This window comes from Leucobacter sp. WKLB1, from assembly GCF_059696215.1.
In genome coordinates this window covers 971,868-986,923 of the sequence record NZ_AP046115.1, presented here as the reverse complement: position 1 = coordinate 986,923, position 15,056 = coordinate 971,868, and the positions used below count along the sequence as shown (strand labels likewise).

The following is a 15,056-nucleotide window of genomic DNA, read 5'->3' as shown; positions in this document are numbered from 1 at the left end:
CGGTCAGCTCACCGCATCGCTCGACGCGTCGCTCGACGCGACGTACACGTACGCGTCGGCGCCCGAGGCCAGCCGCACGAGCACACGCACGTAGTCGTCGACCTCGTACGCATCGGTGGCGGCCAGGTCACCGTCGCTGATCGCCAGGGCGGCGCCGGAGACCGAATCGCTCGGCGATCCGGGCCGCAGAATCGGGTGGCGGTCGGAGCCCGAAGCCGCGATCACGTCGGGATCTGTGATCTGCACCCACTCGAGCTTCCATCCGGTCAGCGCGTCGTCCGTGGTCGGCACGGCGCGCCCGTACAGCGCCTGCTGCACGTTGGCCTGGCGCAGGGTGCCGTATGAAAAGACGCGGTGCGGGGTCGGTTCTGCCCGACCAGACAAGGGTGCGGATGCGTGCTCAGTCACGCTGCGAGCCTAGCAATGGGCTACGCGGCGCTGGCACGCCCTGCCGAGCTTGAGCGGTCAATTTGGTGCGGCATGACACGAAATAGCGCACGTAAGTGACTGGTCGAGCGGGGCACTCGCGGTCAAGCGCTCATCCCGTCAGAGCGATCCTGCAGCACATCACTGCGCACCCCGCGCACGAGCAGCCACACCCCGATCGCGAATTCCCAGAGCGCGATCGGTAGTGCGAGCAAGCTCGCGAGGGGCGAGACCTGATCGAGCACGCCCGCAATGGTCAGCACCGCCGACGCGAGCAGTAGCCGTGCACCGATGAGACCGACGACCGACGAATCACGTGGTTCTTGATCAGGCGACGCGCGACTTGGCCGGGCATTTTGGTGACACCCCTGGTGCTTTATTGCCCGAATAGCGCACCAGGGCTGTCACCAAATTTGCGCATACGGTGCGGGGCAGCTCAGGCCGGGCAGCGCCCCCGGCTCAGTCGTCGCTGAGGTCGCTCACGTCGGGGTGTTTGCGCAGGCGCAGGATCGCCCAGGCGAGCCCACCCCAGAGCACTCCGAGCGAGAGCACCATCATCACGATTGCGCTGGTGGTCATCGGTCGCCTCCTGAGGTACTGCGCTGCACGGTGGCCCCGCGCGCTTCGCGCGCCTCTGCAACGAGGTCTGCCATTTCGGTTTTGAGGTGCTCGGGTTCATCGGGCACAAAACTCTCGGCGTCGCGCCGGCGGTAGCGCCGGTAGCTCATCGCGAACGAGAAGATCGCGAGCAGGCCGATCGCACCCCATCCGATCACCGAGATAAACCAGGTCGGGAATCCGCCGTAGCCGTCGACGAGGTACGACTCAACGCCGCGCACCAGAATGACGGCGAGAATCACGGGGGTCACTACCGACACCGCGATGGTCCACACGGGCCCGAGCTTGAGCGACGAGAGTGCGTTGAGGTGCGAGCGCAGGCCCGGCACTGCGCGGAACACCCACGCGACGAGCACGAGCATCGCGACCGCAGACCCGGTGACGCCGATGTTATTGACGAAGGCGTCGAGCACATCGAGCACGTTGAGCCCCGACGTGGTGCCGAAGAGCAGCACCGAAGGAATGCCAGCGGCGAGCCCTACGACGATGGCGACGCGGCGATTCGACCAGCCCGTCTTGTCTTGGAGCGATCCGGTGACCACCTGGTAAATCGAGAGCAGCGAGGTGAACCCGGCAAGCACCAGCGACCCGAAGAACAGCAGCGCCATCACCGTGCCGCCCGGCATCTCGCTGAGCAGGGTCGGGAACGTCATGAACGCGAGCGCGACTCCGCTGATGCCTTCGAGCTCGTCGATCTGCACGCCCTGCGTGAAGGCGAGGAAGCCGAGCGCTGCGAAGACGCCGATGCCTGCGAGCATCTCGAAGCCGCAGTTCGCGAAGGCGACGACGAGGCCCGAGCCCGCGAGGTCGCTGCGCCGCTTCATGTACGACGAGTAGGTCAGCATGATGCCGAAGGCGATCGAGAACGAGAAGAAGATGTGCCCGTAGGCGGCGAGCCACACGGCGGGGTCGGCGAGGGCCGGGAAGTTGGGGGCGAAGAACTGGTTGATGCCGTCCCAGGCCCCGGGCAGCGTCATCGCGTAGATCACGATAATCGTGAACACGATGACGAGCAGTGGAAGCGTTATGCGGTTGGCGCGGTCGAGGCCGCGGCGCAGCCCGAGCGACATCACGACGATGGCGGCGATCCAGACGATCAGTAGTGTCACCAGCACGGCGGGGACGAATTCGAGGGTGACGCCCGGAGCATCGGCGAGCTGCAGGTACTCTCCCGTGAAGAAGCCAACGGCCTCGTCGCCCCACTGTCGGCCGAAGCTGAACCAGACGAAGCCGAGCGCCCACGCGATGATCACGGCGTAGTAGGTCAAAATCAGGAAAGAAACCCCGACCTGCCACCAGCCCAGCGGCTCAGCTTTGCGATTGAGGCGTTTGAAGGCGAGCGGCGGAGCCGCCCGATATTTGTGCCCGATGGCGTAGTCGAGAAAGAGGATCGGCAGCCCGGCCGTCAGAAACGCGACGAGATACGGGATGAGAAATGCACCCCCGCCGTTCTCATACGCGACGCCGGGGAATCGCCAGATATTGCCCAGCCCGATGGCCGAGCTGATGGCGGCGATGATGAAGGCGCTGCGCTTGCCCCAGGTCTCGCGCTCGGGTGCTGTGTTGGTGGCTTCGGAGGTCACCACTGCAACGCTAGCAAGGCGTCACCGCCCCACGTCAAGGCCCTGCGCGGTCGTACACGGTATTCCGGATCATCTGAACAGCGCGCGGCTCAGAGTCGATAGCGGCTTTTCCTCGCACGGCAGGGTGAACTCGCGAGCAGCGGCACAGTGATAATTCGCACCATCACCGCTTGCGGCGTGCTGCGCTAGTTGACCTGCTCGATCGCTGCACGGAGTTGCGCAAGCAACCCCGTGCGAGAGCGCCCGTGAGCGAATACCCCAGCTGCGACGTAGTCGAGCACGCTGCGCCCGTCGGCGAGGGCGGGGTTGGTGAGCCCTGATGCAGCGCCGCGCATCAGCAGCGTGTGCACGAGCGGCTCGAACGTGCCTTCGTCGAGATCACGGTCTGCGAGTTGCACGATGGGGTGCCTCGCGAAGCCGGGGCCGCCCTTTCCGAGGCCCGGGCGTGCCCCGGCTTGCAGCAGTGCGATCAACACGGAGAGGTCTTCGGCGTCGAGCGTCGGGTTTTCGAAGAGCACGTTGATCGGGGTCAGGTGCGAGAGCTGCACCGAGGCATCGATCTCAGTGTCGGGGTCGCCGTCGAGCAACAGGTGCGCGAGTTCGCGGCGGTGCTGCGGGTCGGGGTTGGCGAGTGCCGCGTCGAGCAGTGTGCGGCGAGGCGGCATGCCGAGTGCGGAGTCAAGAAACTGGTTCAGGGTGCCGAGCAGCGCGCGGTCGTGAACGTCACCGAGCGCGGCATACGCGGCTTGGGCTTCGGCGAGGTCGATCGGGCGGTCGAAGACCTGGCTCGTGTAGCGCGCGTCCGCGAGCCAGGCTGCGGGAAGCTCCTGCCCAACTCCGAGCACCCACTGCAGTTGAGGCACCCCGATCGCTGCCGAGTGCAGCACCTCGAGGGGGTTCGTGGTATCGGGCGATGGCCCCCACCCGTCGCTGTCTCTGCCACCAGCCTCGACCGCCGTCACCGGGCGAACCGGTCGCACCCGTTGCAGCATGCCCGCGGATGCCCGCCAGTCGAAGTCGTCACGCCAGAACACCGCCTGCACTGCAGGCAGTGCGCTTGCGGTCTTGAGCAGCCCGGGGATCGAGCGCCCCGCGGGCACCTCCCGCGTCACCTGTGCATACAGCCCGCCCGGGTCTCGGTCGGTCACGAGTGAGAGCAGGTCGACGGGGACGCCACGGAAGAGTTCGGCTTGCTCATCGAATGACCGTTGGGTGTGCGGCGCGTTGGTCGGGTCGACCGGGAACGAGAGCAGCAGCCCGCGCCCGTCGTGGGCGAAGTGCCAGACCCAGTAGTGATCGCCCGCTCGCACGCGCCCTCGCACGGCAGCCGGGTGCAGCGCGGAGCCGGCGAGGCTCGGCCCCCACCAGGTGATCTCGGTGGGCGGTGGCGCATCCGATGTCATGGCGGCCAGGGTGCCGATGACCCGGGTGCGCTGGCGCAGCTCCCAGGTGCGAGTGCCGCGCATCATGTCGAGCAGGGCATCGGCCCGCCCGATGACGACGATCGCTTGCGGCTCTGAGCTGTAGTTGGGGTCGGGTGCCCCGGCGATGAGCAGCACGACGTGCCCGTTGACCCACCACATGGGGGCGTTCATGATGCCGATGCCGCGCATCACTCGGGCGACGGGGGTCTTGCGTTCGACACCGGTCTTCGCGTCGCGAGCGCGCATCTCGAAGGCGGCGCCCCAGCGCGCCTCCATCGTGTTGCTGAGGTCGGTGACCCACTGTTGCAGCACGTCGGAGGTCCAGGGTTCCGCGAGTGCGATGACTGACCGGAGTATGCGACCGTCGATGCTGCGCAGCTCGCGGCCTCCCAGCCGGAACGTGTCGTCTGTCCACTCGGCGCGCTCGGGCTCCAGATCCCACCACGTCTCGGTGACGCGTTCGATCTGCTGCACGATCTCGACGTGCGACGCACTTCTCGGCAGACCGTAGCCCAGCCGCTCGTCATCCGCAGGCCGCGGCTGTTCGGGGTAGGGGCAGTCGGCGAAGACGCGCTCGAATACGCGCTGCCGGTCGTCATCGTGGGGCGCAGCGAATTGCTCGATGGTGAACGCCCCGCCGAGCCGATAGGGCTTTCTGACCGCCTCCGCGAACCCGAAATCATCCATGCCGAAGTCGTTCAGCGCCCCGATTTCGAGCAGGTTCGCGGTGACGCGCCAGTGCTCACCGTCGAACCAGACGGCGCCCGAGATCAGTGGCAGCGGCTGGTCTCCCAGCATGCGGAACTCGAGTTCGTGCTGCCCCGCCTCACCGCGCCCGTTCTGTGACGGTGCAGCGATCAGCTCGCGCAGGTCTTCGGGAAGGCCGTCAAGCATGCGGGCGATCAGAATCAACTGCGCTTCTTCGCGGTCTTCCGCTGACGGCACGCCTGCGCCATCGCCCGACGCATCGACGTTGTGGTCGGAGAACTTGTCGGCGATCAGCTGATCGGCAGCGCTCGTGATGAACTCCGATTGCGGGTCTTGCATCAGCACCAGCACTCGGCCGTCGTCGGCGAACGACCACACCGTGGTCGTTCCTCCGCGAGAGCGCAGACTGAACCGGGAAGCCTCGAGCACAGTGTCTCGAATGCGCAATTCACCTTGCCCCGCGATGGTACTCAGAATCCATGCGCGTCTGCGCAGTTCGAGGGGCTGCTCACCGTGCATGATGAGGTCGTGCACGGTGATCTCGTCGTCCGCGAGCACCGCCATACCGCCGAACGCGAACTCGCGCGGCATGACGACGACGATCTGTCGCAGCATGCTGGTCATTGGATCGCCGTCCCAGCTGGTGAGCAGCACGCAGCAGAGCGCCCCGCGATCCCACATCTCAGCTTCATGGATGTTCACCGCGACCATCAGGTAGTCGAGAATGCCCTCGGGCTCGTTGTTCACACCGACCAGGGTGGGGGTGCGCACGAGCGGCTCGCCCCACGAGTCGCGCAGCACTCGGCGCACACTCTGGGCCCAGGTGTCGGCCACTTCCGCGTACCCGCCGGGCGGCAGCACCCGATCAGGCTGCGCCCCTTCGGTGAGGGTGCGGTCTTCGGCGGGGTCGTACCCGCCCATCGGCAAAATCCACACCCCCTGACTCTCTTCGCCTTCGACGCCTTCGAAGACGAACTCGTCTTCGGGCGCTTCGGCGCCCAGGTAGTCGATCAGTCGTTCGCAGAAGCCGGGCACCGCGTCGCGCCCGAACGGCGGTTCAAAAATCGGCAGATCATCGTTGTCGCCGTCTCGCGACGCGCTGCCCGCATTGCCGCTGCCAGTGTGCTCGGTCATGGCTTCCCCGCCTGTCTCGACTCGTCCCCCGTGTGCGCTTCACGCTAGCAAAGGCCTCCGACAGTCACGCAGACTTGCGCCCCCTCTCACCCGCGAGCCGCAAATACCTGAACACGCACCACCCCCAGAGCAACCCCAGAAGCATTGCACGACAACACTCAAACAAGAAAAGTGATACAGTCGTTCAGAAATCTGCACGACGCCTCGGGATCGGCCCGGCGCCCAGAAACAAGGGAGTTTCTCGTGTCATCTGACGTTCGCACCGCGCCACCCGGCGCCCTCGCCCCGGGCAAGCTCGGCACCTTCGACATCGTGTTCTTCGTGGTGTCGGCGGCGGCTCCGCTGACGGTGGCGGTGAGCTCGGCGCCGCTCGCGTTTCTGGTCGGCGGTATCTGAGCCCCGGGGGCGATGCTGGCCAGCGGGCTCGTGCTGATCCTCTTCGCCGTCGGGTTCACCGCGATGTCGCGCTACGTGCGCAACACCGGGGCCTTCTACGCCTACGCGGCGGCCGGGCTCGGCAAGCCCGTCGGGGTGGGCGTCGCGTTCATCACGATCGTGTCGTACGCGTTTCTCTGCATCTGCTTCTACGCGCTGCTCGGCTTCTTCGCGAACCTCACATTCGCGCACCTCTTCGGCACCGATGTGCACTGGGCGGTGTGGTCGATCGTGTCGGTCTGCGTGATCGGGCTGCTCGGGTACCGGCGCATCGACGTCGGCGCGAAGGTGCTCGCGGTGCTGCTGACGGCCGAGGTGACGATTCTGCTCGTCATCTCGATCGCGATCATCGTGCAGCACGGCACCGCGATCGCTCCAGCCGCCGCCGCGTCGTTCGACCCGCGCAACGTGTTCTTCGCGTCGGGCGCGAGCGCCCTCTTCGTCTTCGGCTTCGGCGCGTTCCTCGGGTTCGAAGGCACCGTGATCTACGCCGAGGAGGCGAAGCAGCCGCGCCGCACGGTGCCACGGGCGACGTACATCGCCATCGCGTTCCTCGCCGTGTTCTACGCGTTCACCTTCTTCACACTGACCGTCGCGTTCGGTGTCGACGGCATCATCGCGCTCGCGCAGTCAGACGACTTCGAGCAGATGATGTTCATCGCCGGCGGCAATGCGCTCGGCGCGTGGGCGGGTGTGGTCATGGAGATCCTCGTCGTCACCAGCTTCTTCGCCTGCACCCTCGCCTTCCACAACGCCTGCTCGCGCTACCTCTTCTCGCTCGGCCGCGAGCGCCTGCTGCCCGAACGGCTCGCTCGCACGCACCCCCGCATGCACTCACCGCACGTCGCGAGCCTGACGCTCACCACGCTCTCGCTCGTCGCGATTCTCGTCGCCGCGGTCTCGGGCGCTGACCCGTTTCTCGGCGTCGGCCTCTGGAGCTACGCGATCGGCGTCGCCGGCCTCGTCTTCTCGCAGGGCGTCGCCGCCGTCTCGGTGGTGGGGTTCTTCTGGAAAGATCGCCGCGGGCACGGCGTGTGGCAGGTGATCGTCGCCCCGATCCTCGGCGCCATCGGCCTGCTCAGCGCCTTCGCCGTGATCGCCACCCACTTCGACCTCGTCTCGGCAGTGCAGGGGCCGATCAACGGCGTCATGCTCGCCTGCGTGCCGGTCGTCTTCTTGGGCGGCGTGGCAGTCGCTATCGTGATGAGACGGCGCTCCCCCGAGCGCTACGCGGCGCTGACGCAGTCGGTCACCGTGATCGCCGACGACCGAACGGAGCAGTAGGCATGGCCGCAGCGAAGAGTGCCCAGCGTCGCAAAGATCTGCTCGAGGCCACCACGCGCGTGCTCAGCGAACGCGGGCTCGCGGGTGTGAGTGTGCGCGCCGTCGCCGAACGCGCCGAGGTGAGCGCGGGCAGCGTGCTCTACCACTTCGAGAGCTTCGACCACCTGGTCGAGACGGCGGTGCGCGGGGCGATCGAGGAGTTCATCGACCGGCGTCGCCAGTTCGCCGAGGGGCATCCGGATCCGCTCACGCGCCTGCGCCGCACCATCGAGGCGGGTATTCCCGCCACCATCAGCGACGACCTGCGCATCGTGTACGAGGCGTCGGCGGTGGTGCGCGATCAGGCGCGCTTCCGCGCCGACATGGTGCTGCTGCTCGAGCGCCAGGTCGCGCTCTACACGACCATCATCGAGGTCGGGGCGGCGCTCGGAGTGTTTCGCCCGCGCATGGACGTCGCCGCGATCGCCTCGAACCTCGTCGCACTCGAAGACGCCTACGACCTCTACCTGCTCGACCCCGACAACTGGCAGCGCGACCGGTACCTCGCGAACACACTGCAGTTCGCCGAGATCGCGCTCGATTGCAACTTGAGCGACGCGGCTTCCGATGCTGCAGATGCGGGATCAGCCACCGCCGCAACCCCCACCCTCGACCCTCAGGAGCCGCAGTGAGCGACACCGCATCTCGCGCCGTCGGCGTACCTTCCCCCTTCGACGTTGCCGCCGCGCGCGCGCCCCCCGCGCCCGCGATCTCGGCATCCCGTTCGACGGCGAGCCCGGCCCGTGGAACGCCATCACCGACGTGCCCGGTCTCGAAGTCGGCTACACCACGATCGTGACCGACACCCCGCACGCCGCGCGCACGGGGGTCACGGTGATCCTGCCCCGCGGTCGCGCCGAGGCCGCACGGCCGTGCGCCGCCGGAACTGCCGTACTCAACGGCAACGGCGAGCTCACCGGGCGCAGCTGGATCGAGGAGTCAGGCCAGTTTCAAACCCCCATCGCGATCACGAACTCGCACGCCGTCGGCGCCGTGCACCGCGGGGTCGACCAGTGGCTCGCCGAGCACCACCCCGAGGCCGCCGCGCAGTGGATGCTGCCCGTCGTCGGCGAGACGTGGGACGGGTATCTGAACGAGATCAACGCCGACACCGTCACCCCTGAGCACGCGCGCACCGCGCTCGACGCCGCAGTGAGCGGCCCGATCACCGAGGGCAACGTCGGCGGCGGCACCGGCATGAACTGCTACGGGTTCAAGGGCGGCACGGGCACGGCATCGCGCGTGGTGCGGGCTGGTGGTAGTGGTGGCGCTGGTGCTTCTGGCGATGAGGATCGCGACCCGTCGTGGACGGTCGGCGTGCTCTTGCAGGCCAACTTCGGCTCGCGCAAGGAACTGCGCGTCGCCGGCCGCACGCTCGGGCGGCAGTCGGCGGCACCGAACCCGATGGAGACGAGCGACTGGTTCGAGCGCGAGACCGCATCGGCGGCGCACGCGGTCGCGGGTGCGGGCAGTGTGATCGTGGTGGTCGCGACCGACGCTCCCCTGCTGCCCGATCAGTGCCGCGCGCTCGCCCGCCGAGTGTCGCTGGGGCTCGCCCGCACGGGCACCACGGGCAGCCATTTCTCGGGCGATATCTTCTTGGCGTTTTCGACGGCGAACCCCGACGCGCTCGGTTCGCGCATGGGCACACCGACGGGCACCGTGGCGACGCTTGAACATCTGAGCTGGGGCGGCATCGACGCGTTCTACACGGCCGTGGTCGAGGCGACGGAGGAGGCGGTGCTCAATGCGCTCGTCGCCGCCGAAGACACAGTCGGACGCGAAGGGCACGCGAGCTACGCATTGCCGCATGACGAGGTGCGCGCGGCGTTCGGTTAGTCAGCGCACTCCCGCCCGCACTACTCCGTCACGTTCGTATACGTCGCCCGCCAGAACAGGTCTTCGACGTCTTCGGGGCTGACCCTGAATTCGCCGCCGCCGTCGGCGCTGTTGCCGGGGCCCAGGGGTTACGAATCCATACGCTGCCATCGGCGTCGATTCGGGTGACGGCGTAGGAGTGCGAGGTGACGATCTGCGCGTCTTGCTAGGCTCGCACCGTGCGCGCACTGCAATGGGTCATCGTGGCTCCGCTGCTGCTCGGGTCGTTGCCAGGGCTCGATTGGTCGAGCAGCGTTGCCGTGTTCTTCGTAACGCCACTGCTCTGGCTGCCGTTGCTGGTGACCATCGGAATGGGCGAGCGCCCGCGTTCATCTGCCGTTCCGTTCTTTACGGCCTGTTGGTGGATCGCCTTCGCGGGCTACATCTGCACGCTGTCGATCACCTCCCTCGTCACCGATCCCCCGAGCTTCGTGTACACATTGCTCGGCATCATCGGCCTGTGCACGGTCGCGGCATGGGTCGCCGCGCTGCTTACCGGTGTGCTGTGGCGCATCGCGCGGCGCGCAAACTGACGCGACCATCGGGCACCAACGTTTCCGCCCCGCGCGCAGCTTCACCCGATAGCGTCGCCTCCATGACGCACGTCGACGCCCCGCTTCCGGTCACCCGACCGGCACCTGAGCGTCGCTCGCGCCTCCGCACGAATCTCGCGCGGCTCGAACCCCCGCACCGCATCGCCGGCGTCGACCTCGCCCGCGGGTTGGCCGTGATCGGCGTCTTCGCCGCTCATCTCGCCGTCATCGAGACGCTTGAGTGGAGCGATCCGGGCACCTGGTCGGGAGTGGTCGAGGGGCGCTCATCGGTGCTGTTCGCGATGCTCGCCGGGGTGTCGCTCGGCATCGTGTCGACGTCGGCGAAGCGCCGCCGCGAGGCCCGCGGGCCCGGCGCCAGCCGGCCGCTCTGGGGGTTACGGGTGCAGTTGCTGCTGCGCGGCATCCTCATGTGGCTACTGGGTATCTGGCTCGATGATCTCGATGTGCCGGTGTACGTCATTCTGCCCGCGTACGGTGTGCTGTTTGTGCTGGCGATCCCGTTCACATCGCTCGCACCCCGGTACCTCTTCACGCTCTCGGCGGCGCTCGCGCTCATCGCACCGTTTGCCGTGTGGTGGATCAACTCCACCGTCGCAGCCAGCCCGAATGCGTTTGATATCGACGAGTCGCTGCGCCTCATCGCGTGGAACTATCCCATTCCGTTCTGGATGGCGTTCATGTTCTGCGGCATGGCCGCCGGCACCCTGCTCGTGCGCTCAGTGCGCTACGCGTGGGCGCTGCTCGGTGCCGGCATCGTGCTCGCCGTCGTCGAATACGGCGTAATCGGCTCAGCGGTGCGCGCCGCCGCGGGCCCCGACGAGATCGAGTACGCGGCGCTCGGCACTCCCGAGTGGTGGTTCGCCGTGTGGCAAGACGCCCCGCACTCGTCGGGCATCGGTGAAGCGCTCGGCTCGGGAGGATTCGCGCTCGCGGTGACAAGCGCGGCGGTGCTGCTCTGTCTCACTCCCCTGCGCTGGATCGCCCTGCCCCTGCGAGCGGTCGGCTCCATGCCGCTGACCGCCTACGTCGCTCACATCGGCGTCTGGGCGATCTGGCTTGCCGTCGAAACGGCCCGCGACCCCAGCTGGGACCCCTGGCTCGACTTCCGAGCACTCGACCCGTTCTGGCCGATGACGCTCTGGGTGATTGCCGGGTGCACGCTGTGGGCGCTGCTCTTCAAGCAGGGACCGCTCGAGTGGGTGCTCGGAAAGGTAACGAAGGCGCCACGGCGGTGGGATCGGGTGACGTCGAGATGATCGCGCGGCAATGCTGCTTCTCTTTAGACCAACCTGTCAATACTGCTTATTGGGTCTAGTCAATCGCGAAGTTGAACTTCTGATTTGACCCGGCGACCCCTTGTCCGGGGTGCGGGCCGGGCGGCGAAGCCTGGAGACGTGATCCATTGGGTTGCGCGGGAGAACCTCGTGGCGCACTGCGAGTGCAAGGGCGAGGCGGAGGACGACGCGTGCTTGGCGTGCCCTGTTGTAGCTCTGTTTCGCGAGTTGTTTGAGGAAGTAGTCGCAGCGAGCGACGCCGATCTCGCGGAGGGTGACGTCTTTAAAGAACGGCAGAACAAGGGTGCGCATGTTGCGTTCATAGAGCAGCCTCGTCGTCTTGGAGAGTCGATCTTCGAGGTCCATGTCTTCCAGCCAGTACGACACGAGAGCCGGGAAGGAACTGTCGGCGGTCATACCAGTGAAGCCGGGCTGAAAGAGGTCGCGTTCGGCAAGTTTCTTCTTCAGCGAGCGTTCGGCTGAGGGCCTTGTCGCGCCGGTGACTTGAACGTGTCTGCTCTTCCCGTCCCAGTCGCGATAGCGGGTGCGGGCGACGTAGCGTCCGCCTGGTGTGCGCGTGGTGGTGATGCTGCCAAAGGTGCCGATCGGTGTGCGGGGTCTAGGCACGAATGCACCCCTCCGAAATCTCGTGCAGGGCGGAACTCTGTGAGTGTCTTGCGCTGTGGAGTTGTTGTTGCATCATTCAAGTCTGGGATGCGGTCTATCCTCCTCGTCCATACCCCGTCACGGAGACGACCGTCCATGTCCGGAATTTACGTTGACGATCTGAATAAGCGCACGGCGAGGATGATGTTCACGATGTCAGCCGTGGGTTGCAACATCACTCTTTGAGTGCCCCAACCGGGAGAAAACTGTATCCTCGTTCGTCACCTTGAAATCATTGATTTCACGCGGATCTTCCGACGGTCAGGGCGGGTCAGTTTCCAGTCTAGCTGTGCCTTGGAGCGATGTTCGTGGACCTGTGGTGACGCCGATTGAGACGGCTGGAACCCCGGTCGCTACCGATGCGTTGCAGGCGATGGTCGCGGCGTACGAGGCCGGGGCGTCGCTGATCTCGATCGCACGTGAGCATCGGTTAGGCAAGGAAACGGTGCGGGATCTGCTCGTGGATGCTGGTGTCAGGATCCGCCGTCAAGGGCTGGAAGACGCTCAGGTCACTCAAGCGGTTCACAGTTATGAGTCGGGGCTGACGACGCGTGAGATCGCGCGGGAGCTCGGTGTGGGTCACTCGATGGTGTGGCGGGCGTTGAAGCGGGCGGGTGTCGAGTCCAGGCCCAATGCTCGTCGCGTGGGACGCCAGCTCACACGGGGCTAATCGCCAGCGACGTCCGCTGCGCCAAGGATCTCGGCGGTGTTCAGGTCAAGGGCCGCGCACATTTCGTCGAAGTGATCGGGGTCGACTGCGTTGATGAACTCGAATGCTCCACGCAAGACGGTGATTGCTTCACCGATCCTGACGGGTTTGCTGATGTCGGCTTCTTCGTTATGTGATTGGCGATGAACGAATCGAGTGACTCGTTGCCGCAGGGGATCGGCGACGGCCTTGGCTTCAAAGGCTCTGCGCATAGATCCTTCGAAGTCGCCGATCTTGCTGGGGTACTTGAAAGCAAGAAAAGCCTCAAGCATCTGCCGCGCTGCATTGGGAATGATTGTGCTTGCCTCGAGCTCTGTGACGAGGTCTCCTTCGGTGGCGTCGGCCCGGAGAACGTCAGCGACACGCCAGAAGAGGTAGTGATACTGGGAGCGCAGCTTCTTCCGCAGTTTCTCGTCTGTCCACGAGATCATCGTTGGACGGCGGCGCGCGGTTCCGTCGGGGTGGTTCTGGTAGCGGGCTCGGAGCTCATAGATCGAGTAATTGCAGTGCTTCTTGACGCTTGGAGGCAATCGGTCGAGCTGGTTACTCCACATACGGAAGAGCTCAAAACTGTGGGTGAGCAGGATCACCTGATGTTGAGAGCTATTGCCGACCAACGTGCTCCAGAGGTGACTGGACGCGCCAACCAAGATCTCTTGGTCGAGGCTCGAAACGGGATCGTCAATGACGACGGTCGCGTTGATGTTGCGGGTCTTTTCATCACGCAGGCTGCACAGGAAGTAGAGCAGGGAAATGGCTGTCTGTTCGCCTTCACTGAGTGCCGTGGCAGGCTTACCGTTGCGTTGGATCGAGTACCTGTCGTCTTGTTTGGCGAAGACGAGTTCGTCGCGACCGAGGAGGCTTGCCACATCTCGCGTCAGCTCCTCCGCCAATGGTGAGGGGTCAAGGTCCGTTACGTTGATGCGTTCGCGTTCTGCGGACAGGGCTGTTTGTTCCTTTTGGAGCTCATCTGCGGAATCAGACTGCTCTTTAGACTCCGCGAGGTGCGCGCGGTAGTCGGCAACGATCGATGCCAGGCGTGCTTGTTCGACCCTGCGTGCAGCATCGTTCACGGCTTCTTGGTATGAGGCAGACCGGGTGTTGTGCTGCTTGAGGACCTCGTTGAGCGGCTCAAGGCTAATGGAGACCGCACCAGGGAGCTGGTCAATTTCAAGGACGCCGAAGGGCGAAGCATGCTTCTGGGCGATCTGTGAACGCAGCGCGGCAATGCGTTCGCGGTACGCTTCAGCAGCGTTGCTTAGCTGCCACACGCGTGCCTGGTACTGATCCAGGAGATCTGTGTAGAGATGCCCAGGTTCTCGGACCGAAGTTAGCGTGTCTCGGAGCGTTTGCTCTTCTCGCTCAAGACGCTGATCGAGTGACTGGAGCTGTTCCTGCAATCGCTTGAAGCTCTCGTCAAAATGGTTCTCAAGAGCCTGGCGACGCTCTTCGGTGATCGTGCTCGCGCAGAATAGACATTGGTCGCGATGATCGTGAAGCCGAAGCCCTTGCTGCACCCAGGACTCGTTGGCCGGGTTCCCGGACAGCCCTTCCAAGGCAGCGTTCGTGATCGTCTGCCGGAGCGCGGACGAAACATCATCTTGAATCGCTTGCAGGTTGAAAGTGACCTGCGCGATCGGGTCAATCGGGTCGAGTCGCTGACCTTGTACGACGCGGAGGTCGGCTGCCATCTCCTCGTCAGAGCGTTGATGGACCACCTCGTCGATTCCCGGGAGCGCTTGGGAGACCCGTCGTGCGTCGTAACCGCGTGCGGAATAGCGACCACCGGCAGCCTGCAATTCTTGGCCAATCGTTCGCGCAGTATCGGTTGCAAGCTTCCTTGCAGCCTTGCTCGCTGATTCTGCGGCCATACGTGTGCCGGGCAGAGTGGAAGAGAGTTCTTCGAGTCGGGCATCGATCTCAGCGATTCGCTGGTCTCTCTGAACGTTAGGTTCGCCGAGCACGAGCAACGGGAGGGCGTCGCTGCGACCGTTGAGATCGAAAAGTAAGTTTTTGCTGACGAACTGCTTGTCGAAAACCCTCAGCCGAGACCAGAAGGGATCTGATCGGTCAGACACTTGCCGCTTCGTCGCCGCAGCATCATGGACATCGATGTGGAGGACGGTATCGCTTGGCTCCTCGGTTGTCATTTGAGACAGAACGCGCGCCAGTGTGCTCTTGCCGCTGCCGTTGCCTCCGTAGATGACATTGATCCGGGCAAGATCTTCCACTGAGCTGGGCATAGACCAGCCGTCCAGGATACCCGCGTGTTGGGAACCCTGAACCCTAGTGACCTTCCTCAACACCACCACCCGACGGTGGTT

At 65.3% G+C, this 15,056-nt stretch carries 14 protein-coding genes; 7 read left to right on the top strand and 7 right to left on the bottom strand.

The features are described from left to right. Nucleotides 1–3: 3 nt before the first annotated feature. The 5 genes from ACZF5Y_RS04550 to ACZF5Y_RS04530 form a co-directional block, all read right to left on the bottom strand. Nucleotides 4–408, bottom strand: a complete 405-nt coding sequence (locus ACZF5Y_RS04550; protein ID WP_497534636.1) for a gamma-glutamylcyclotransferase family protein — start codon at nucleotides 406–408, stop codon at nucleotides 4–6. A gap of 122 nt (nucleotides 409–530) precedes the next feature. Continuing rightward, on the bottom strand, nucleotides 531–806 hold the full coding sequence (locus ACZF5Y_RS04545; RefSeq protein ID WP_497535296.1) for a DUF4386 family protein: 276 nt from the start codon (nucleotides 804–806) through the stop codon (nucleotides 531–533). A 79-nt stretch (nucleotides 807–885) separates the two neighbouring features. Further along, nucleotides 886–1,005: a methionine/alanine import family NSS transporter small subunit gene (locus ACZF5Y_RS04540; RefSeq protein WP_497534635.1), complete on the bottom strand. Its 120-nt coding sequence runs from the start codon at nucleotides 1,003–1,005 to the stop codon at nucleotides 886–888. Continuing rightward, nucleotides 1,002–2,630, bottom strand: coding sequence for a sodium-dependent transporter (locus tag ACZF5Y_RS04535; protein ID WP_497534634.1), 1,629 nt, complete (start codon nucleotides 2,628–2,630; stop codon nucleotides 1,002–1,004). Before ACZF5Y_RS04535 ends, ACZF5Y_RS04540 begins: the two co-directional genes overlap by 4 nt. Nucleotides 2,631–2,812: 182 nt before the next feature. Continuing rightward, the gene (locus ACZF5Y_RS04530; RefSeq protein WP_497534633.1) at nucleotides 2,813–5,893 is read right to left on the bottom strand and encodes a hypothetical protein; all 3,081 of its coding nucleotides are present in this window, start codon (nucleotides 5,891–5,893) and stop codon (nucleotides 2,813–2,815) included. Nucleotides 5,894–6,136: 243 nt separating this feature from the next. Here ACZF5Y_RS04530 and ACZF5Y_RS04525 point away from each other — a divergent pair, with 243 nt between their 5' ends. The 6 genes from ACZF5Y_RS04525 (at nucleotide 6,137) to ACZF5Y_RS04500 (ending at nucleotide 11,339) form a co-directional block, all read left to right on the top strand. Continuing rightward, on the top strand, nucleotides 6,137–6,289 hold the full coding sequence (locus ACZF5Y_RS04525; RefSeq protein WP_497534632.1) for a hypothetical protein: 153 nt from the start codon (nucleotides 6,137–6,139) through the stop codon (nucleotides 6,287–6,289). 12 nt (nucleotides 6,290–6,301) lie between these two features. Further along, complete coding sequence (locus tag ACZF5Y_RS04520; RefSeq protein WP_497534631.1) at nucleotides 6,302–7,612, top strand: APC family permease; 1,311 nt, start codon at nucleotides 6,302–6,304, stop codon at nucleotides 7,610–7,612. A gap of 2 nt (nucleotides 7,613–7,614) precedes the next feature. Further along, a complete protein-coding gene (locus ACZF5Y_RS04515; protein ID WP_497534630.1) occupies nucleotides 7,615–8,283 on the top strand; it encodes a TetR/AcrR family transcriptional regulator in 669 nt (222 codons plus the stop codon). A 10-nt stretch (nucleotides 8,284–8,293) separates the two neighbouring features. After that, the gene (locus ACZF5Y_RS04510; RefSeq protein WP_497535295.1) at nucleotides 8,294–9,490 is read left to right on the top strand and encodes a DmpA family aminopeptidase; all 1,197 of its coding nucleotides are present in this window, start codon (nucleotides 8,294–8,296) and stop codon (nucleotides 9,488–9,490) included. Between the two features lie 218 nt (nucleotides 9,491–9,708). Further along, nucleotides 9,709–10,062, top strand: coding sequence for a hypothetical protein (locus ACZF5Y_RS04505; protein WP_497534629.1), 354 nt, complete (start codon nucleotides 9,709–9,711; stop codon nucleotides 10,060–10,062). Between the two features lie 62 nt (nucleotides 10,063–10,124). Beyond that, nucleotides 10,125–11,339, top strand: coding sequence for a heparan-alpha-glucosaminide N-acetyltransferase domain-containing protein (locus ACZF5Y_RS04500; RefSeq protein ID WP_497534628.1), 1,215 nt, complete (start codon nucleotides 10,125–10,127; stop codon nucleotides 11,337–11,339). Nucleotides 11,340–11,375: 36 nt separating this feature from the next. On the opposite strand, the gene ACZF5Y_RS04495 is transcribed toward ACZF5Y_RS04500, so the two are convergent. After that, on the bottom strand, nucleotides 11,376–11,984 hold the full coding sequence (locus tag ACZF5Y_RS04495) for a tyrosine-type recombinase/integrase (protein WP_497534627.1): 609 nt from the start codon (nucleotides 11,982–11,984) through the stop codon (nucleotides 11,376–11,378). 358 nt (nucleotides 11,985–12,342) lie between these two features. On the opposite strand from ACZF5Y_RS04495, the gene ACZF5Y_RS04490 reads away from it, so the two are divergent. After that, nucleotides 12,343–12,693: a helix-turn-helix domain-containing protein gene (locus ACZF5Y_RS04490; RefSeq protein ID WP_497534626.1), complete on the top strand. Its 351-nt coding sequence runs from the start codon at nucleotides 12,343–12,345 to the stop codon at nucleotides 12,691–12,693. Here the strand turns inward: ACZF5Y_RS04490 and ACZF5Y_RS04485 are convergent. Beyond that, nucleotides 12,690–14,975 carry an AAA family ATPase gene (locus ACZF5Y_RS04485; protein ID WP_497534625.1) on the bottom strand — a complete coding sequence of 762 codons (2,286 nt, stop codon included), beginning with the start codon at nucleotides 14,973–14,975 and terminating at the stop codon, nucleotides 12,690–12,692. The two genes, ACZF5Y_RS04490 and ACZF5Y_RS04485, sit on opposite strands and share 4 nt — an antisense overlap. Nucleotides 14,976–15,056: the final 81 nt, after the last annotated feature.

Bases quoted from the DNA above. Each gene is read 5' to 3' on its own strand.
- ACZF5Y_RS04540 (WP_497534635.1), bottom strand. From the start codon at position 1,005: ATGACCACCAGCGCAATCGTGATGATGGTGCTCTCGCTCGGAGTGCTC.
- ACZF5Y_RS04500 (WP_497534628.1), top strand. From the start codon at position 10,125: ATGACGCACGTCGACGCCCCGCTTCCGGTCACCCGACCGGCACCTGAG.
- ACZF5Y_RS04515 (WP_497534630.1), top strand. From the start codon at position 7,615: ATGGCCGCAGCGAAGAGTGCCCAGCGTCGCAAAGATCTGCTCGAGGCC.
- ACZF5Y_RS04530 (WP_497534633.1), bottom strand. From the start codon at position 5,893: ATGACCGAGCACACTGGCAGCGGCAATGCGGGCAGCGCGTCGCGAGAC.
- ACZF5Y_RS04520 (WP_497534631.1), top strand. From the start codon at position 6,302: ATGCTGGCCAGCGGGCTCGTGCTGATCCTCTTCGCCGTCGGGTTCACC.
- ACZF5Y_RS04485 (WP_497534625.1), bottom strand. From the start codon at position 14,975: ATGCCCAGCTCAGTGGAAGATCTTGCCCGGATCAATGTCATCTACGGA.